Origin of the sequence: Micromonospora sp. NPDC005553 (assembly GCF_042871765.1) — a bacterium.
Lineage (GTDB): Bacteria > Actinomycetota > Actinomycetes > Mycobacteriales > Micromonosporaceae > Micromonospora.
In genome coordinates this window covers 106,883-125,244 of record NZ_JBIAJD010000009.1, presented here as the reverse complement: position 1 = coordinate 125,244, position 18,362 = coordinate 106,883, and the positions used below count along the sequence as shown (strand labels likewise).

Genomic DNA, 18,362 nt, shown 5'->3' with positions numbered 1-18,362 from the left:
ACGTCCGCGCTGCCTAGTTCGCGCGCGCCCTATTACCCCGTCCGCGCGGTTTCACTCCCCGAGGTCGCGCCCGGGCGTGTCTGGGCCGTTCGGTCGGTCTGGCTGGATCGGTACGCAGAAGGGCGCCCCGGCCGTTTCGGCCGGGGCGCCAGTGTCGCTCGGGCGGACTCAGCGACCGAGTACGCGGTCCAGGAAGTCCCGGTAGTTGCGGACCGCCATCCGCAGTTGCTCGGTGTCAGCCGAGCCGGCGTCCTGCCACCCGCCCAGCGTGCTCTTCTGGGCGGCCAGCGCTGAGGAGAGGGCCTGGATGGCCTCCTCCACCAGTGACTGCGCCTCACCGGCAGCAGCCTGCGGGTCGTCGACGAAACGCAGTTGCACGTCCCGCCAGCGGTCCCGGAAGCCCTGCGCGGTGTCCGTGTCGAGGAGCGTGGCCGCCTCGGTGGCGACTGTCGACCCGGCGGATCGGGACGTTCCGGCGGACTCCAGCGTGGGGCTGGTGTCGTCGCCGGGAACCGGTTCGCCGTCCGCGTCCGGGTCGACCATCTCGGGTGTCGCGCTGCCGTAGCCGGCCGCGCCCGCCGTGGCGGCGTCCCGGTCGCCGGTCAGGTCGCCGCGCCGCTCAGGGTCGCCGTCGGTGCTCCCCGGCGCGACGACGGTGCGCGCGGACGTGTCCGAGTCGTCCCGGTCGTCCAGGTCGGTGCGGTCGTCCAGGTTGGTGCGGTCGTCCAGGTCCGTGCGGTCGTCGACGTCCGTGCGGTCGTCGACGTACGCGTCGCGGCGGTGCAGCTCGGCGGTGGGGTCGGCGCGCAGGCCCTCCCGCTCACCGTCCTCGGCGCCGTCGCCCGGCTGGGCGGTCCGCTCGGCCCTCGGGTCCGGCTGATCCTGCGGGTGCGGGCTGGCCAGCGCGGAGGCGGCCACCGCGTCGGCCACCGTGGTGGCGCCGAACGTCGTCGGCAGCGGCCCCGGCTCGTGGAAACCGCCCTCGTCGGTGGACAGGCCGTCGCGCCGGTGGCGCGGGTCGGAGTCGTCGGTCAGCTCGTCCTCGGCCGGGTCGTACGCGGCGTCCCGGTCGGTGTCGTCGGCCCGCTCGTGGGCGGCGGTCTGGTCGTCGAAGGTGCCCCGGTCGTCGAGGGCGTCCTCCGGGACGTCGGAGCGGTCGGCCCGGTCGCCGGCCGGGGGTACCGGCACGGGCGCGGAGCGGACGGCCTCCGGGTGATCGTTGCTCACCTGCTGCTGCTCTTCCTGGCGCATCGGTGGCCTCCTCAGCGGCTCGTGGCGTCGTGGTCCGGGTGGTGGCGCTGTTCGGGCGTGCGGTGGCCGACCGGCTCCTCGCCCAGCAGGTCGGCGAAGAGTGCGCGGTAGTGCACGACCGCCTGCCGCAGCTCCTCGGTGCTGGCCTCGCCCCGGGAGTTGCGCAGGTGGATCTCGTGCGCGTCCCGGTAGTTGGTCAGAGTGCGGGCGTGTTCGACGGAGAGGTGGGCGATCTGGTCGGAGAAGTCACCGGTCGGGTAGCCCTGCTCCTCGATGAGCCGGGTGACCAGAACGTCTGCGTCGCCCACCGTCTCGCCGGGGGAGTCGATGAAGCGGACCTGGAGTTCCTCCCAGGCCGCGGCGTAGCGAGCCCGGGACTCCGGGGTGAGTGGGGTGAGCGTGAGCTCGGCATGCCGGCGTTCCCGGTCGCGCAGTTCGCGCTCCGCGGCGGACCGGCTGTCCTGTTCCGCCACCACCCGGTCGTACTCCGGCCCGAACCGGTTGCGCAGGGCCCGGCGGTTGTTGAGCGAGCGGGCGGCCACGGCCAGCACCGCGACGATCACCAGCACGACGAGCACGATGACGACTATCTGCGTGGGCGACATGGGCTCCTCCTTCGCCCTCTGCTATTCCCTCCGCGCAGTGATCGCCAATCCCGATCCGAGACACTTTCCTGACGAGGGGCGCAACCACTCACCAGCCGAGGCCTGATTCATCCCGGAAGCGGCGCTTGGGCGGTGACGACACGGGCGGTAGTGAAACAGCCTCCGATTACGTATCCTGCCCAAGGCGCCCGCGCCGGTGCCCGGCGACGCGGCCGGGCGCGCAGCCGGCAGGCGCGGTGCCCGGCGGTGCCGGCACCCCTCCTGCCACCCTGTACGGGCGAGGTCTGATGAAAACCCGCGACTGGCCGATCCGCTCGAAGCTGACCGCGTTGGTCGTCGCGCCGGTGACCGCGCTCCTGGCGCTGTGGATCTTCGCGACCACGCTGACCTTCGGTCCCGCCCTGAACCTTCTCTCCGCCCGCACCCTGTTGTACGACCTGGGTCGCCCCGGCGAGACGGTGGTCACCGAGCTGCAACGGGAACGCCGACTCTCGGTGGTGCAGCTCGCCGGCGACACCGAGTTGCCCGCCCTCGCCGAGCAGCGCGGGCGCACCGACCGGGCGGTCGCCGAGCTGCGCCGCCGGGTGGACGGGGAACCGCTGCGCGACGCCGCCGACGACCTGCTGGAAACCCGGGTCGACCAGCTGGTCAACTCCCTGGCGGCGCTACCCGACGGGCGGAGGTTCATCGACGAGCGCAAGGTGGACCGGGCCGGTGCGATCGGCCTCTACAGCGGCATGGTCGCCGCGGCCTTCCAGGCGTTCGCCGGCATGGCGACCCTCACCGACCCGGACATCAACCGGCAGGCGTTGGCGCTCACCGCGCTGGGTCGCTCCCGGGAACTGCTCGGCCAGAGCGACGCGCTGCTGGCCGGCGCGCTGACCGCCGGACGGTTCGCCGAGGGGGAGCACACGCAGCTCGTCCAGGCCATCGGCAACCAACGGTGGCTCACCGAGAGCGCCGTGGCAGACCTGCCCGAGAGCAGCCGGGTCGCGTACCAGCGGTTGACCGAGAGCGAGGCGTTCACCCGGCTGCGCAGCATGCAGGACGCCCTGGTCGTGCCCAACCGGTCCGGCCGGCCGACTATCGACGCCGCGGCCTGGCAGGCCAGCCAGGACGCGGTACAGCAGCAGTTGCGGGACTTCGAACTGTCCGAGGCCGACGCTCTCGCCGACCGTTCGGTGCCGATGGCGGTCCGCATCCTGGTGCGGCTGGCCGCCGCCGGCGTACTCGGGCTCGTCGCAGTCGTCGTCTCGGTGCTGGTGGCGTTGCGGGTCGGCCGCACCCTGGTCCGCCGGCTCAGCGGCGTCCGCACCGCGGCGCTGGAGCTGGCCGAGCACCGGCTGCCCGACGTGGTGGCCCGGCTGCGCCGTGGCGAGCAGGTCGACGTCGCCCGGGAGGCACCGCCACTGGAGTACGGCCACGACGAGATCGGGGAGGTCGGGCGCGCCTTCACCGAGGTGCAGCGCACCGCCGTCCAGGCCGCGGTGGACGAGGTCACCCTGCGTCGCGGGCTCAACGAGGTCTTCCTCAACATCGCCCGACGCAGCCAGAGCCTGGTGCACCGTCAGTTGCACCTGCTGGACCGGATGGAGCGGCGTAGCGAGGACCCGGACGAACTGGCCGAGCTGTTCCAGGTCGACCACCTGGCCACCCGGCTGCGCCGGCACGCCGAGGATCTGGTCATCCTCGCCGGCTCCGCGCCCGGTCGGGGTTGGCGGAACCCGGTCGCGATGGTCGACGTGATCCGTGGCGCGATCTCCGAGGTCGAGGCGTACGAACGGGTGGACGTCAAGGCCGTGCAGCCGGCCGGCGTGCTCGGGCGGGCGGTCGGCGACGTCATCCACCTGCTCGCCGAGCTGTTCGAGAACGCCACCGCCTTCTCCCCGCCGGACACCCGGGTCACCGTCACCGGGGCGCAGGTGGCCGACGGGTACGCCTTGGAGATCACCGACCAGGGGCTGGGCATGTCCGTCGCGGCACTGGAGACCGCCAACACCCGACTGGCCAGCTCGCCCGAGTTCGACCCGGCGCAGAGCGCCCGACTCGGCCTGTTCGTGGTCGCCCGGCTGGCGGCCCGGCACGGAGTACGGGTGCTGTTGCGCCCGTCCGGGGAGGGGGGCGTGACCGCCGTCGTGCTGGTCCCCGGCGACCTGGTCACCACCGAGCCGCCGGCCGGCCCCGACCCCGCCACGCTCGACACCGCGTCGGCCGACCCGAGCCGGCGGCTGGCCCGGACGGCGCGCCGGGGCGCCGTGACCCGTCCCCGTACCCGCCCGCCGACGGCCCCGTCCGCCAGCACGGCCCCGCCCGCCGGAGCGCCGACCTCTACCGTCGCACCCGCCGAGGGGTCGGCCACCCCCGACGAGCCGGACGACGAGCTGGATGGTCTGCCCCGCCGGGTGCGACGTCGTACCCCCGCCGCCCAGCCCCGCTCGACCGTCACCGACATGCCGTCGCCCCGCTCGCCGGAGGAGGTCCGCCAGGTGATGGCGGCGCTCCAGGCCGGCACGGCGCGCGGACGCGCCACCGCCATCACCCCGCCAGCGCCGACCGGCCCGCCAGCGCCGACCGGCCCGGCTGCATCGACCGGCCCAGCGCCGACCGGCCCGGCTGCATCGACCGGCCCGGCTGCGTCGACCGGCCCGGCTGTGTCGACCGGCACGGCGGTCCAGGCGGCCTCCACCGACCCGCCGACGACCCCCGAACCCCCGACCGCGACTGAGAGGGACGCCTAGTGCGGCATTCGACGAAGCAGAGCGCCGGCCTGGACTGGTTGCTCGACGAACTGGTGCAACGGGTACCCGCCGCCCGCGAGGCGGTGGTGCTTTCCGCCGACGGCCTGCTGCTCGGCTGCTCGGCCGAGCTGGAGCGCTCCGACGCCGAGCACCTCTGTGCGCTCGCCGCCGGCTTCTCCAGCCTCGCCCGAGGCGCCAGCCGGCACGTGGACGGCGGCCCGGTCCGGCAGACAGTGGTGGAGATGGAGGAGGCGTACCTCTTCGTCACCGCCGCCGGGCAGGGTGCCTGCCTGGCCGTGGTGAGCGACGCCGACGCGGACATCGGGCTGGTCGCGTACGAGATGGCGATGCTGGTGATCCGCGTGGGAGAGAGCCTCGCCGCGCCAGCCCGATCGGCGGCGGGTGCCGGAGATGCGGACTGAACCGCCCGGGCCGCAGCACGAGTGGCTGGACGGTGAAGCCGGCCCGGTGATGCGCCCGTACACCCTCACCGGAGGCCGAGTACGCCCCGCCGTCGACGGATTCAACCTGGTCGCGTTCGTGTTGGCCGGTTCGGACGTCGACGCGACAAGCCATTCGCATCTGCTGCCGGAGCATCGACGGCTGGTCACGTTGGCCCACCGGCCGGTGTCGGTGGCCGAACTGGCAGCCGAGCTGGACCTCGCGGTCGGCGTGGTCCGGGTACTGCTCGGTGATCTCCTCGCCGAGGGCCTGGTCGCGGTGCACGAGCCGCCGGCCGCCGGCATCCTTCCCGACGACGACATCCTCAAGGCGGTGGTCAGTGGACTCCGTGCGCTATGACCAGGTGGGCACCAGCACCACCATCCCGCTGGCACTGAAGATCCTCATCGCGGGAGGCTTCGGAGCTGGCAAGACGACCTTGGTGAGCGCCCTGAGCGAGGTCCGTCCGTTGCAGACCGAGGAGGTGCTCACCGGTGCCGGGATCGGCACCGACGACCTCTCCGGCGTGGAGGGCAAGTCCACCACCACTGTGGCGATGGACTTCGGCCGCATCACCATCAACGAGGACCTTCAGGTCTACCTGTTCGGCACGCCGGGTCAGGACCGGTTCTGGTTCCTCTGGGACGAGCTGGCCTTCGGCGCGCTCGGCGCCGTGGTGCTCGCCGACACCCGGCGGTTGGCCGACTGCTTTCCTTCCATCGACTACTTCGAGCAGCGGGGAATCCCGTTCGTGGTGGGCGTGAACTGTTTCGACGACTCCCGCCGGTTCAACCTGGAGACCGTACGCCGAGCGCTCGACCTGGACCCGGACGTACCGATGGTGCTCTGCGACGCCCGGGACCGGCAGTCCGGGAAGATGGTTCTGATCTCTCTGGTGGAGCACGTCGCCCGACAGCGCGGCGAGCCGGTGCCGGCGGCCTGAGATCCGGGCCGGAAACCCGGTTAACGGGCGGGCAACGCGGGCAGCCTCTGGTTGGATCAACGAAGGTTGCCGGCGGAGGAGTTGGGCGTGAGCGGTCAGGGTGAGGTCGTCCACATCGGGGGTTACACCGCGCAGAGCGGCGGGCGGGGCAGCGGCATCGTCGCCGCGCGTCGCGACCCGAGGACCGGGGCGCTGACCCCGCTCGGCACGGTGGCGGTCACCCCGTCCCCCTCCTTCCTGGTGCGGCACCCCACCCAGCCGGTGCTCTACGCGGTCAACGAGCTGACGGACGGCGAGATCAGCGCCTGGCAGGTCGGTGCGGACGGCGCGCTGGACCCGCTCGGCAGTCGGTCGACCGGCGGCGCGGAGCCCTGCCACCTGGCTGTGCTGCCCGGTGGCGGTCACCTGCTGGCGGCCAACTACGGCAGCGGCAGCATCGCGGTCTTCCCGCTCGACCCGCAGGGCGTGCCCGGCGAGCGCACCGACCTGGTGGTGCACGAGGGGCACGGCCCCGACCCGGAGCGCCAGGACCACGCTCACGCCCACATGGTCTCGCCCGGTGCGGGCCAGGGGCCGATCTTCGGCGTGGATCTCGGCACCGACTCGGTCTACCGGTACGACCTGGACGAGGCGACCGGACGACTGGTGCCGCGCGCGCCCCGGATGCGGACGAAGCCCGGCACCGGCCCCCGGCACCTGGCCCGGCACCCGGACGGACGGCGCTGCTACGTCGTCGGTGAGCTGGACGCGTCGGTCACCGCCTACGAGCTGACCGACGACGGCGCGTTGCACCAGCGCGGGCGGGTCGAGGCGAGCGAGCGCGCGGGTCACGTCCAGCCGTCGGAGGTCGCGGTCGCCCCGGACGGGCGGTTCCTCTACGTCGCCAACCGTGGGGTGGGGACGCTGGCGGTCTTCGCGGTGGCCGGGGAGTTGCCCGAGCTGGTGGCCGAAGTGGACACCGGAGGGGAGTGGCCCCGACACTTCGCCCTCATCGGGGAGCACCTCTACGTCGCCGACGAGCGGGCGGACATGGTGCGGGTGTTCCGTCGCGACGCCGACACCGGCGTCCTGGAGGCGGCCGGCGAGCCGGTGCCGGTGCCGAGCCCGACGTGCGTCCTGCCCTGAACGCTCGCTAAGAAGACGTGAGGGTGGCACTGGTTTGGCAACGCCGCGAGGCTGCCCCGTCACTCTGTGTTGCAAAAAAGTAGTCAACTGTTTCTCCTCCGTAACTTTAGTCCGAACGGATGTGGCAGAGACGGCACCTAGTACGCAAGATGGTCACCGTGTCAGCAGGCCGCCATCGCATGCGTTCGAAACTCCACCTAGCCGCCGCCGCCGCAACGGCGGGTGTGCTCGTCGTGACGACGGGCGCGTGGTTCGGTTACCAGGAGTTGATCCAGCCCAGCTGCTCGGGAGAGATCCGACTAGCCGTGGCGGTCGCCTCCGAACTCGCGCCAGCGGTGGACGCTGCCGCGTCCCAGTGGGTGAAGGACGGCGCGGCGGTGGGCCCGACCTGCATCCGCGTCGACGTGTCCGCGTCCGACCCGGTCGACGTGGCGGCCGTGGTGGCGGCCAAGCATGGGGCCCTGCTGGCCGGTGTGGGGCAGGCCAGTGGCACCGCCGTCAGCCCGGACGTCTGGGTGCCCGACTCCTCGACCTGGCTGCTGCGGCTGAAGAAGGACGCGACGGCGTTCGCTCCGACCAACGGCCAGTCCATCGCGCGCAGCCCGATCGTCGTCGCGATGCCCGAGCCGATCGCCACCCGACTGGGCTGGCCGGACAAGAAGTTCAACTGGACCGACCTGCTCAAGCAGGTCAACAACACCAGCTCTCCGCTGCGGACCGGGATCGTCGAGCCGACCCGCGACGCTGCGGGTCTGTCCGGTCTTCTCTCGCTGACCGCCGCGGCGAACGGCGCCGGCGGCGACGCCCAGCGCAACACCGTCGGGGCGCTCCGCGCACTGGCCACCGGGCGTTCCTCGCTCCGCAACGACCTGCTGGCCCGCTTCCCCACGGCCAACGACTCGACGTCCATCGCGAGCGGTCTCGGCGCGGCGGCTCTGTCCGAAGAAGACGTGATCGCGTACAACAGCAAGAAGCCGCCGGTGCCGCTGGCCGCGCTCTACATGGAGCCGGCGCCGATGCCGCTGGACTACCCGTACGCGGTCCTGCCCGGCATCGAGCCGAGCAAGGCGTCGGCGGCCAAGGTGCTCTACGAGCTGCTCACCAGCCCGACCTTCCGTAACCGGCTCGCCGCGCAGTCGCTGCGCGCGCCGGACGGCAACTGGGGAGATGGTTTCAAGGCGCCACAGGGTGCTCCGAGCCCGTCCGGCGGCGCGCCGACCGCACCGGCGAACGGCGGCACCGCGGCGGGTGGCCTCGACCCGGCCGCCATCCAGCGGGTCGTCTCCAGCTGGTCGATCGCCACCCAGTCCGGTCGGATGCTCGCCGTCATCGACGTCTCCGGCTCGATGAAGGACCCGGTGCCCAGCGCCAACAACCGCAGCCGGGAAGAGGTGACCGTCGACGCGGCCCGTCGCGGCCTCGGCCTCTTCGACGACTCCTGGTCGATCGGCCTGTGGACCTTCTCCACCAGGCTCGTCGGCAACCGGGACTACCGGGAGCTGGTCCCGATCGGGCCGCTCTCCGGTCAGCGGGCCCAGTTGGAGGGCGCGCTCGCCACCGTCAAGCCTTCCAGCGGTGACACCGGCCTCTACGACACCATGCTGGCCGCGTACCAGGCGGTGCAGGAAAACTGGCAGCCGGGCCGGGTCAACTCGATCGTGCTGTTCACCGACGGCAAGAACGAGGACGACAACGGCCTCAACCAGCAGCAGCTGCTCAGCAAGCTCAAGCAGATCGCCGACCCGGAGCGGCCGGTCCAGGTCATCATGATCGGTATCGGCGAGGGCGTCAGCAAGGCAGAGCTGGAGTCGATCACCAAGGTGACCGGTGGCGACGTCTTCGTCACGAAGGACCCGAGCGAGATCGGCAGCATCTTCCTCAGCGCCATCGCACGGCGTCCGCCAGCGCCGCGCTGATCCGACGCTCAGACGTCCAGGGGCCTGCCGTACCGTCGATTCGGTGTGGCAGGCCCCTTTTCGGCCACCAGGTTGTTGAAGAAAAGTGACGGCAATACGTCGGAAGCAATCGGCAGTCATAGTTGTCAAGGCAGGATGTCGACTGTTCCGGCATAGTCGGTCCGCCTCCGGACCGACCCGTCGGCCGGGGCCATCCTGTACAGAGTGGGAGGGCCGGTGAGCGTGGCGACACTGTTGACCCCCGCCACGTCGGCGGAGCCGGACGATCGACGCGCCGGGCTGGTGGCGCGCGCCGACGAACGGTCCTACGTCCGCGTTCTGGTGGTGCTGGACACCACCATCCTCATCATCGCGTTGCTGATCGGGTACGTCGCCCGTTTCGGTGACGACGAGCCGACCGGCTCGGAAATCCCGTACGTGCTGGTCGCCCCCGGGTTGGTGCTGGCCTGGCTGATCTCGCTCAAGGCGCTCGGCTGCTACGACGACCGGGTGATCGGCTACGGGGCGGACGAGTACCGGCGGGTCAGCTCAGCCAGCCTGCGCCTGGCCGGGGCGATCGCCATCATCGGCTACATCGCCGATGTCGGCGTCTCCCGGGGTTTCCTGGGCATCTCCTTCGCGGTGGGCACCGTCGGGCTGGAGGTGGCGCGGTTCGCCGCCCGTAAGCGGCTGCACCGGGCCCGCTCGCTGGGTGCCGGCTGGTCCCGCAAGGTGCTGGTGGTCGGCGACACCGCTCACGTGTTGGAGTTGGTCCACACGCTGCGCCGCGAGCCGTACGCCGGCTACCAGGTGGTGGGCGCCTGCATCCCGGACGCGCTGCTCGCGCCGGTGGCGCAGCGGCTGGGTGACGTGCCGGTGGTGGGGTCCTTCCGGGGCATCCCGGAGGCCGCCACCGCCATCGGCGCGGACACGGTCGCGGTGACCGCCTCCGGTGAGCTGACCGCGGCCCGGCTGCGCCGACTCGGCTGGCAGTTGGAGGGGACCGGCATCGACCTGGTCGTGGCACCCGCGCTGACCGACGTCGCCGGCCCGCGCATCCACACCCGCCCGGTCGCCGGCCTGCCGCTGATCCACGTCGAGGCGCCCGAGTTCCGCGGGGTGCGCAAGCTGGTGAAGGGTTTCGTCGACCGGTCCGTCTCGTCGTTGGCGCTGGCGGTGCTGCTGCCGCTGATCGCGTTCATCGCGCTGGCCATCAAACTGGACAGCCGGGGCCCGGTGCTGTTCCGGCAGGTCCGGGTCGGCCGGGGCGGGCAGGAGTTCGGCGTGTTCAAGTTCCGCACCATGGTGGTGAACGCGGACGCGCTGCTCGCCGAGCTGACCGCGCGCAACGAGACCGACGGCCTGATGTTCAAGATGCGCCAGGACCCCCGGGTGACCCGCGTCGGCCGGCTGCTGCGCAAATGGTCACTGGACGAGCTGCCGCAGTTGGTCAACGTGCTGCTCGGGCAGATGAGCCTGGTCGGGCCCCGCCCGCCGCTGCCCTCGGAGGTGGCCCGTTACGACGGTGACGTGGCCCGACGGCTGCTGGTCAAGCCCGGAATGACCGGCCTGTGGCAGGTCAGTGGCCGCTCCGATCTGAGCTGGGAGGACGGCATCCGGCTGGACCTCTACTACGTGGAGAACTGGTCCCTCGCCGCCGACCTCACCATCCTCTGGAAGACCTTCGGCGCGGTGCTGAACGGCCGCGGCGCGTACTGACCACCGGTCACGGCTGCGGGCCGGTCCAGTCCAGGCAGACGACCACCGCGTCGTCGACCAGGTCACCCGACACGAACGCGCGCAGATCACCGATCAGCGACCGGACGGCGTCCAGGGGGGCCATCGGCCCGGTCCGGCGCAGGAACCGGTCCAGTGCCGTCTCGCCGTAGCGCATGTGCTGACCGGTGGCCTCCACCACCCCGTCGCTGACCACGAAGACCCGGTCGCCGCGCTGCAGCGGGAACTTCTGCTCGTGGTAGTCGGTCGCCTCGAACATGCCCAGCGGGAACTGCGCCTCCAGTGGCTGCTCGGTGACGTCCCCGTCGCGGAGCAGGACCAGCCGGGGTGAGCCGGCATCCACCACCGTCATCATCCCGGAGCGAAGGTCCAACTCCATCAGCAACGCGGAGAGGTGCTGCTCGCCCCGGTACAGGTCGTAGATGGCCTGGTCGGCGAGGGCGGCCTGGTCGGCCAGGCTCAGCCCGGCCCGACGCGCGTTGCGCAGCGCGTGGGTGGCCAGCGAGGTGAGCAGGGACGCGGCCACCCCCTCACCGGTGCCGTTGATGGTGGACAACCAGACCCGTTCCCCGTCGTCGGACCAGTCGAAGCTGTCGCCGCGCACCGCGTACGCCGGCTCCAACTGCCCGGCCAGGCTGAACGAGGGTCGGATCCGGCTGCGGCCGGGGAGCAGGTCCCACTGCATCTCGGCGGCCAGGGTGAGGCGTTGGGTGCGCTTGGCCGCCAGATAGACGTCGGTGCCGGCGGAGACCGCCGCCACCTCGTGGGCGAGCGCGGTGGCGATCTCGGCCAGCGCGGCGACGACGTCCCGGTCGTCCGGAACGGGTGACAGGCGCAGCACCCCTCGACGTTCGCCACGCATGGTGACCGGGATCCAGGCAGTGCCGTCGGCCAGTATCGGCGACTGGTGGTCGAAGGCGCGCCAGGCCGGGTGCCCGGGGCTGGTGATCGAGTCGTCCTCGCCGAGTGGCAGCAGCTCCGCGATCCGGTAGTCGACCTGGTAGAGCTCGACGTCGGTGATCCCGTACGACTGGGCGAGCACGTCCCCGATGCCACCGACGAGCCGGTCAGCTGGTGTCTCGTTCAAGGCACGTCGTGCCCGATTGACCGGTTCGCTCATCGTCAGTCCTTCACTGAAAGCTCGACCACCAGGAGGTTCGGAGTACTCTCGGGCCACCATGGCCGAACTGAACCGTCCGACGGACCCTGAGACGAGTATGGCTGCCGCACTGGATGTGACAGCCGCTGCCCTGCTGGGCATCTGGGAGTCTGCTCGGGAGGGGACCGCCAACCGCGTGTCCGGAGCCCAGTTGCGGGCGGTGATGGTGGTGGAGCAGTACGACGGAATCAACCTGCGTCGGCTCGCCACCCGACTCGACATGCTGCTCAGCTCCGCCAGCCGTCTCTGCGACCGGCTGGTCGCCGCCGGCATGCTGGAGCGTGAGCCGGGCCGCTTCGACCGGCGGGAGATCTCGCTGCACCTCACCCCGGAGGCTCGCCGGCTCGTCGCCGAGCTGCGGGCCGACCGCCAGGGCCAACTCGCCGCCGTGCTGGCCGGGATGAGCCGGGAGGGCCGCGACGCGCTGCTGCGCGGGATGCGGGAGTTCGACGAGACCGCCCGCCGCCAGCAGGCGAAGCACGCGCCGGCGTCGGATGAGTCGACGGACCAGGGGGACTGGCCGGACGGCCCGGACCGGCCCGGTGGGCGGTCGGGGGACTGGTCGGGCGATTCGGGTCGGCAGACCCGAACGGGGTGGACGGGTTCGTCGGGCGGTCCGGAACGATCGGTCGGCACCACCAGGGAGTGGCCGGGCGGCGGCCCGCCGGTGGCGCGTACCGCCTGATCGAGCCGGCCGGGCGGTCGCCCGGCCGCCGCCACGAGCGCGGCCCGCAGCCGGGCCTCGCCGAACATCGCCGCGTCGCGCGGGTCGCGCGCCTCGGTCACCCCATCGGTGTACGCGAGCAGCAGATCGCCCGGATCGAGGTGAACCAGGCTCTCGGCGAAGCGCCGGCCAGTGCTTCGGCCAGCCCGGGCACGGAGCCGGTCAGCGCGGGGCGATCAGCCGGCGCGGGCCAGCCAGCCTGCGGGCTGGGCGACGATCCGGCGGGCCACCGAGCCGGCGGCGCCCACCGCGGCGGCCTCCGCGCCGAGCGTCGACGGACGGACCGTGACCGGTGACCAGGCCGCGGTGAGCACCCGGGCACCGATCTCGGCGAGGACCGGGGGGCACAGCCAGGGCGCGAGCGCCGCGTAACCGCCACCGAGCACCACGGTGTCCAGGTCGAGCAGATTGACGACGCCGGCCACCGCGACGCCGAGTGCCGTTCCGGCGTCGCGCAGCGCCCGCAGCGCGTCGGCGTCGCCGGCCTCGGCCAACTCGGCCAACCGGGCCGTCGCGGTGTCTGCGGGAAGCTCCGCCCGGGCCAGCCCGGCGGCGGCCACGATCGCCTCCTGGCCGGCGTACTGCTCCAGGCAGCCCTGCCCGCCGCAGCGGCACGGACGGCCCTCGGGGTGCACGGGAAGGTGCCCGATCTCGCCGCTCCACCCGCGTACGCCGCGAAACAGCGCGCCGTCCAGCACGATGCCGGCACCGATGCCCACCTCGCCGGAGATGTGCAGGAAGCTGGACGTGCCGGTGGGCTGCGAGTGCAGCTCGCCGAGCGCCGCGAGGTTGGCCTCGTTGTCCACCACCAGTGCGGGGATGCCGGGCACCTGCTCGATCAGCGGAGGGTGCTCGGCGAGCAGCGCCGGCACCGGCACGTCATGCCAGCCGAGGTTCGGCGCGAGCCGGACCAGCCCGGCGTCGTCCACCAGGCCGGGCACCGCCAGGGCGGCCCCGACCAGGGTGAGGCCGCGCTGGGCGGCGTCCTCGCGGGCTGCCCCGGCCATCTCGACAAGGCGGGCCAGGGCGTCGGCGGGGGCCACCGGGCGCAGGTCGGCCCGGTGCACGGTGCGGTGCCGGACCTGGCCGGCGAGGTCCACCACGCAGACCGCCAGGTAGTCCACGTTGACCTCCAGCCCGAGCCCGGCCGGCCCCTGATCGGCCAGGACCAGTCCGCGCGCCGGGCGGCCGGCACCCGAGCGGGGCGCGGGGTCGGACTCACTGACCAGCCGGCCGGCGAGCAGGTCCTCGACCACCGCGGACACGGTGGCTCTGGTCAGGCCGGTCGCGGTCGCCAGGTCGGCCCGGGAGGGAGGTCGGTCGGCCGTGGCGATCCGGCCGAGGACCAGGGCGAGGTTGAGCTCGCGCAGGCTGCCCTGACGGACAGCGCCGGCAGGGGCGTGGGTGAGGCTCACCCCTTGACAGTGCCATAGGGTGGGCAAATAATTCAATCGCTGAACAAATAGCGGACAACACCACCCCGGAGGTTGCTCATGGCACCCCGTCCCACCCCCGCCGACAAATTCTCCTTCGGGCTCTGGACCGTGGGCTGGCAGGCCCGCGACCCGTTCGGTGACGCGACCCGTCCCGAGCTCGACGCGGTCGAGGCAGTGCACCGGCTCGCCGAGCTGGGCGCGTACGGCATCACCTTCCACGACGACGACCTGATCCCGTTCGGCGTCGACGCGGCCACCCGGGACCAGCACATCGCCCGGTTCCGCAAGGCCCTCGACGAGACCGGCCTGGTGGTGCCGATGGTCACCACCAACCTCTTCACCCACCCGATCTTCAAGGACGGCGGCTTCACCAGCAACGACCGCGACGTCCGCCGGTACGCGCTGCGCAAGGTGCTGCGTCAGGTCGACCTGGCCGCCGAGCTGGGTGCCAGCACGTTCGTCATGTGGGGTGGCCGCGAGGGCTCCGAGTACGACCTCGCCAAGGACGTCCAGGCCGCCCTGGACCGCTACCGCGAGGCCGTGGACCTGCTCACCCAGTACTCCATCGACAAGGGTTACAACCTGCGGTTCGCCCTGGAGCCCAAGCCCAACGAGCCGCGCGGCGACATCCTGCTGCCGACCATCGGGCACGCGCTCGGCTTCATCTCCCAGCTGGCCCACCCCGAGCTGGTCGGCCTCAACCCGGAGGTCGGCCACGAGCAGATGGCCGGGCTCAACTACGCCCACGGCATCGCCCAGGCGCTCTGGCAGGGCAAGCTGTTCCACCTGGACCTCAACGGCCAGCGCGGCATCAAGTACGACCAGGACCTGGTCTTCGGCCACGGTGACCTGATGAACGCGTTCGCCCTGGTGGACCTCCTGGAGAACGGCGGCCCCAACGGCGGTCCGGCCTACGACGGCCCCCGGCACTTCGACTACAAGCCGTCCCGCACCGAGGACATGGACGGCGTGTGGGCCTCCGCGGCGGCCAACATGAGCACCTACCTGCTGCTCAAGGAGCGGGCAGCGGCGTTCCGCGCCGACCCCGAGGTGGTCGAGGCGCTCGCCGCCAGCAAGGTCGGCGAGCTGAGCACGCCGACGCTCAACGACGGCGAGGGCTACGAGGAGCTCCTGGCCGACCGGTCCGCGTTCGAGGACGTCGACGTCGACGCGGTGGCCGCCCGGGGCTTCGCCTTCGTCCGGCTCAACCAGCTCGCCGTCGAGCACCTGCTCGGCGCCCGCTGAGGCCCCGCCATGCCGTTGGTCGCGGGCGTCGACTCGTCCACCCAGTCCTGCAAGGTGGTGATCCGGGACGCGGAGACCGGTGCCCTGCTCCGGCAGGGCCGGGCACCGCACCCGGACGGCACGGAGGTCGACCCGGAAGCCTGGTGGCAGGCGCTGCGTAGCGCCGCCGACCAGGCCGGCGGGTTGGCCGACGTGGCGGCGATCTCCGTCGCCGGCCAGCAGCACGGCATGGTGTGTCTCGACGAGGACGGCCGGGTGGTCCGCCCGGCGCTGCTGTGGAACGACACCCGGTCCGCCGACGCCGCCGCCGACCTCATCGAAGAGGCCGGCGGCGGCTCGGCCGGGAGTCGGTTCTGGGCCGAGGCCACCGGCAGCGTTCCGGTGGCCAGCTTCACCCTCACCAAGCTGCGCTGGCTGGCCACCCACGAGCCGGAGCGGGCAGCCCAGGTGGCGGCCGTCTGCCTGCCGCACGACTGGCTGACCTGGCGGCTCGCCGGAGCACCAGGGCTGGACGCGCTGCGTACCGACCGGGGTGATGCCAGCGGCACCAGCTACTGGTCGCCGGCCACCGGGCAGTACCGGCTGGACCTGCTGGAGCGGGGCTTCGGCCGGCGGTTGGTGCTGCCCGAGGTGCTCGGTCCGGCGGATTCGGCGGGAAAGCTGTCCGACGTACTGGGTGGGCCGGGCGGGGCCCTGCTCGGTGCGGGCACCGGGGACAACGCCGCCGCCGCGCTCGGTGTCGGCGCCGGGCCCGGTGACGTGATCGTCTCGATCGGCACCTCCGGCACCGTGTTCAGCGTCGCCGACGTGCCCGCCGCTGACGAGAGTGGTGCGGTGGCGGGCTTCGCCGACGCGTCCGGTCGCTTCCTGCCGCTGGTCGCCACGCTCAACGCGGCCCGGGTGCTGGACGCCGCCGCGGCGATGCTCGGCGTCAACCTGGACGAGCTGGCCGAGCTGGCGCTCTCCGCGCCAGCCGGGGCGGACGGGCTGGTCATGGTGCCCTACCTGGAGGGTGAGCGGACGCCGAACCGACCGCTCGCCACCGGCGCGGTGCACGGCCTGACCCTGCGTACGTCGACCCCCGCGCACCTGGCGCGGGCCGCCGTGGAGGGCATGCTCTGCGCGCTCGCCGACGGGTTGGACGCGCTGACCGCGCAGGGCGCGACCGCTCGCCGGGTCATCCTGATCGGCGGCGGGGCCCGGTCGGCCGCGGTGCGGCAGATCGCCCCGCAGGTCTTCGGCTGCCCGGTCGTCGTCCCGCCGGCCGGGGAGTACGTCGCCGACGGTGCCGCCCGCCAGGCCGCCTGGGTCGCCCTGGGCGGCGACGCGCCACCGGTCTGGGCGGTCGAGGGCACCGAGGAGTACGCGGCGGCGGCCGTCCCCGCGGTGCGCGACCAGTACGCCGCGGCACGCGGGTTGGTGCTCGACCGGCGCTGACCGTCCGGATCGACGCGCGGGTGGGTGCCGGTCGACGGTGACCGGCACCCACCCGCGTGACGACCTCCTGCACACGGTCTGGTTGGCTGCCGGTCATGACGGTGACCAGTGGCGGGCCCGGCCTGCGCCCGCACGGTCGAGGCGGTGGGCGGGCGCACCGGTTGTACAGCGTGGCGGTGTTCGTGCTGCTCGCCTCGCTGGACAACGTGGCGATCGGGCTGGTCCCCCCGCTGTACGGCCCGATCTCCGACGCGTTCGACGTGTCCGGTCGGCTGCTCGGCGTGGTCACCGCGGTCAGCTTCCTGGTCAGCGCGGTCGCGGCGGTCGGCTGGGCGTACGTCGGAGACCACACCAACCGCAAACCGCTGCTCATGGTGGGCACCCTGCTCTGGGCGGCGGGCACCGGCGGCAGCGCGCTCGCCGGCGGCTACCTGACGTTCCTGGCCGCGCAACTGGTCGCTGCGGTCGGTCTCGGCGCGGTCGGCTCGGTGGGCTTCTCCGTGGTGACCGACCTGATCTCGCCGACCCGACGCGGGCTGGTGATGAGCTTCTGGGGGCTCTCCCAGGGCGTCGGCACCCTCGCGGGCACTCTCCTCGGTGGGCTGCTCGGGGCTGCCGACTGGCGTCGGCCGTTCCTGCTGTTGACCGGCGTCGGCCTCGTCGCCACGGTGGCCTACCTGTTCACGTACGACGTCCGGCGTGGCCAGAGCGAGCCGGAACTGGCCGGCAGGTTGGACGCCGGCGCCGAGTACGACTACCGGATCACCCGCGCCGACCTGCCGCGCATCCTGGCCCGACGGACCAACCGGTGGCTGATCCTGCAGGGTCTGACCGCGCAGGCCGCGTTCGGCTCGTTGGTCTGGCTGCCGGTGCTGTTCGCCGAACGGGCCGAGGCCCAGGGCTACTCCACGTCGACAGCTGTGGTGGTGGGCAGCGTCTTCGCCACCCTGTTCCAGCTCGGTGGGGTGCTGTCCATCGTGGGCGGGCTGATCGGTGACGCCGTGCAACGGCGTACTCCGCGAGGTCGGGCGCTCGTCGCCTCGATCGGCATCCTCGCCGCGCTGCCGTTCTACCTGGTGTTGTTCTTCGTGCCGGTGACCATCGACGTGCCGGACGGCGCGAGCGGCGGCGCGGTGGTGGGTGCGGTACTGGCCAGTGTGTTCACCGAGCCGTCGGTCGGGCTGAGCCTGCTCACCGCCATCGTGGCGCTCGCGTTGACGTCGGCCAACTCGCCGAACTGGTTCGCGTTGATCGCCGACGTCAACCCACCGGAGCACCGGGGCACTGTCTACAGCCTGGGCAACCTGGTGAACGGGGTCGGTCGCGCCGCCGGGAACGGGCTGGTCGGGGTGGCCTTCCAGGCGCTGCGAGCGGCGTTCCCGCCACCGCTGAACTTCGCCGTCGGGCTGGCCGCGTTCCAGCTCTTCTTCATCCCGACGGGGGTCATGTACTGGCTCGCCTCGCGAACCTCACCGGCGGACATCGACAACGTGCACGACCTGCTGCACGCCCGGGCCGACCGCCTCTGACCGCCGACCTACTCTCCCTGATCCGCGCAACATCAGGGAAGGTGCTGCCTTGGGCGAGCGTGAGGGGCCAACATCCCTGATGTTGCGCGGATCTTGG

General features: G+C 72.5%; 15 protein-coding genes and 1 pseudogene. 11 read left to right on the top strand and 5 right to left on the bottom strand.

All coding sequences use genetic code 11. From position 1 onward, the window contains the following. Positions 1-168: 168 nt before the first annotated feature. Entirely contained in the window at positions 169-1,251 is a 1,083-nt protein-coding gene (locus ACFYPG_RS30320; RefSeq protein ID WP_387354615.1) for a hypothetical protein, read from the bottom strand. Positions 1,252-1,262: 11 nt separating this feature from the next. After that, complete coding sequence (locus ACFYPG_RS30315) at positions 1,263-1,856, bottom strand: hypothetical protein (RefSeq protein ID WP_355008981.1); 594 nt, start codon at positions 1,854-1,856, stop codon at positions 1,263-1,265. 287 nt (positions 1,857-2,143) lie between these two features. On the opposite strand from ACFYPG_RS30315, the gene ACFYPG_RS30310 reads away from it, so the two are divergent. The 7 genes from ACFYPG_RS30310 to ACFYPG_RS30280 all read left to right on the top strand — a co-directional run bounded on the left by ACFYPG_RS30310 (position 2,144) and on the right by ACFYPG_RS30280 (position 10,717). Continuing rightward, positions 2,144-4,594, top strand: coding sequence for a nitrate- and nitrite sensing domain-containing protein (locus ACFYPG_RS30310; protein ID WP_387354614.1), 2,451 nt, complete (start codon positions 2,144-2,146; stop codon positions 4,592-4,594). Beyond that, entirely contained in the window at positions 4,594-5,016 is a 423-nt protein-coding gene (locus ACFYPG_RS30305) for a roadblock/LC7 domain-containing protein (protein ID WP_355008979.1), read from the top strand. The genes ACFYPG_RS30310 and ACFYPG_RS30305 overlap by 1 nt, the downstream gene beginning before the upstream one ends. Further along, positions 5,006-5,395 carry a DUF742 domain-containing protein gene (locus ACFYPG_RS30300; RefSeq protein ID WP_355008978.1) on the top strand — a complete coding sequence of 130 codons (390 nt, stop codon included), beginning with the start codon at positions 5,006-5,008 and terminating at the stop codon, positions 5,393-5,395. The genes ACFYPG_RS30305 and ACFYPG_RS30300 overlap by 11 nt, the downstream gene beginning before the upstream one ends. Continuing rightward, a complete protein-coding gene (locus ACFYPG_RS30295) occupies positions 5,376-5,978 on the top strand; it encodes an ATP/GTP-binding protein (protein ID WP_355008977.1) in 603 nt (200 codons plus the stop codon). The genes ACFYPG_RS30300 and ACFYPG_RS30295 overlap by 20 nt, the downstream gene beginning before the upstream one ends. Before the next feature lie 87 nt (positions 5,979-6,065). Next, positions 6,066-7,103 (top strand): lactonase family protein, encoded by a 1,038-nt coding sequence (locus tag ACFYPG_RS30290; RefSeq protein WP_387354613.1) that lies wholly within the window; start codon positions 6,066-6,068, stop codon positions 7,101-7,103. A 158-nt stretch (positions 7,104-7,261) separates the two neighbouring features. Beyond that, entirely contained in the window at positions 7,262-9,019 is a 1,758-nt protein-coding gene (locus ACFYPG_RS30285; RefSeq protein WP_355008975.1) for a substrate-binding domain-containing protein, read from the top strand. Between the two features lie 216 nt (positions 9,020-9,235). Continuing rightward, the gene (locus tag ACFYPG_RS30280) at positions 9,236-10,717 is read left to right on the top strand and encodes a sugar transferase (protein ID WP_387354612.1); all 1,482 of its coding nucleotides are present in this window, start codon (positions 9,236-9,238) and stop codon (positions 10,715-10,717) included. 7 nt (positions 10,718-10,724) lie between these two features. On the opposite strand, the gene ACFYPG_RS30275 is transcribed toward ACFYPG_RS30280, so the two are convergent. Next, the gene (locus ACFYPG_RS30275; protein WP_355008974.1) at positions 10,725-11,855 is read right to left on the bottom strand and encodes a PP2C family protein-serine/threonine phosphatase; all 1,131 of its coding nucleotides are present in this window, start codon (positions 11,853-11,855) and stop codon (positions 10,725-10,727) included. Positions 11,856-11,952: 97 nt separating this feature from the next. On the opposite strand from ACFYPG_RS30275, the gene ACFYPG_RS30270 reads away from it, so the two are divergent. Continuing rightward, positions 11,953-12,579, top strand: a complete 627-nt coding sequence (locus tag ACFYPG_RS30270) for a MarR family winged helix-turn-helix transcriptional regulator (protein ID WP_387354611.1) — start codon at positions 11,953-11,955, stop codon at positions 12,577-12,579. Positions 12,580-12,626: 47 nt separating this feature from the next. Here the strand turns inward: ACFYPG_RS30270 and ACFYPG_RS30265 are convergent. Both ACFYPG_RS30265 and ACFYPG_RS30260 read right to left on the bottom strand, forming a co-directional pair. Further along, positions 12,627-12,701 (bottom strand): annotated as a pseudogene (locus tag ACFYPG_RS30265) (hypothetical protein); the annotation flags it as partial. A 93-nt stretch (positions 12,702-12,794) separates the two neighbouring features. After that, positions 12,795-14,033, bottom strand: coding sequence for an ROK family transcriptional regulator (locus ACFYPG_RS30260; protein WP_357204270.1), 1,239 nt, complete (start codon positions 14,031-14,033; stop codon positions 12,795-12,797). A gap of 78 nt (positions 14,034-14,111) precedes the next feature. Between ACFYPG_RS30260 and xylA the strand changes: the two genes are divergently transcribed. The 3 genes from xylA (at position 14,112) to ACFYPG_RS30245 (ending at position 18,265) form a co-directional block, all read left to right on the top strand. Continuing rightward, complete coding sequence (xylA, locus tag ACFYPG_RS30255) at positions 14,112-15,299, top strand: xylose isomerase (RefSeq protein ID WP_387354609.1); 1,188 nt, start codon at positions 14,112-14,114, stop codon at positions 15,297-15,299. A gap of 9 nt (positions 15,300-15,308) precedes the next feature. Further along, positions 15,309-16,736: a xylulokinase gene (xylB, locus tag ACFYPG_RS30250; protein ID WP_355008970.1), complete on the top strand. Its 1,428-nt coding sequence runs from the start codon at positions 15,309-15,311 to the stop codon at positions 16,734-16,736. Positions 16,737-16,831: 95 nt separating this feature from the next. Beyond that, entirely contained in the window at positions 16,832-18,265 is a 1,434-nt protein-coding gene (locus ACFYPG_RS30245) for an MFS transporter (RefSeq protein WP_355008969.1), read from the top strand. The last annotated feature ends 97 nt before the right edge of the window (positions 18,266-18,362 follow it).

Excerpts from the sequence above, each read along its gene's own strand:
- ACFYPG_RS30320 (WP_387354615.1), bottom strand. The coding sequence starts at position 1,251 with ATGCGCCAGGAAGAGCAGCAGCAGGTGAGCAACGATCACCCGGAGGCC.
- ACFYPG_RS30315 (WP_355008981.1), bottom strand. The coding sequence starts at position 1,856 with ATGTCGCCCACGCAGATAGTCGTCATCGTGCTCGTCGTGCTGGTGATC.
- ACFYPG_RS30310 (WP_387354614.1), top strand. The coding sequence starts at position 2,144 with ATGAAAACCCGCGACTGGCCGATCCGCTCGAAGCTGACCGCGTTGGTC.
- ACFYPG_RS30300 (WP_355008978.1), top strand. The coding sequence starts at position 5,006 with ATGCGGACTGAACCGCCCGGGCCGCAGCACGAGTGGCTGGACGGTGAA.
- ACFYPG_RS30275 (WP_355008974.1), bottom strand. The coding sequence starts at position 11,855 with ATGAGCGAACCGGTCAATCGGGCACGACGTGCCTTGAACGAGACACCA.
- ACFYPG_RS30270 (WP_387354611.1), top strand. The coding sequence starts at position 11,953 with ATGGCTGCCGCACTGGATGTGACAGCCGCTGCCCTGCTGGGCATCTGG.
- xylA (WP_387354609.1), top strand. The coding sequence starts at position 14,112 with ATGGCACCCCGTCCCACCCCCGCCGACAAATTCTCCTTCGGGCTCTGG.
- xylB (WP_355008970.1), top strand. The coding sequence starts at position 15,309 with ATGCCGTTGGTCGCGGGCGTCGACTCGTCCACCCAGTCCTGCAAGGTG.
- ACFYPG_RS30245 (WP_355008969.1), top strand. The coding sequence starts at position 16,832 with ATGACGGTGACCAGTGGCGGGCCCGGCCTGCGCCCGCACGGTCGAGGC.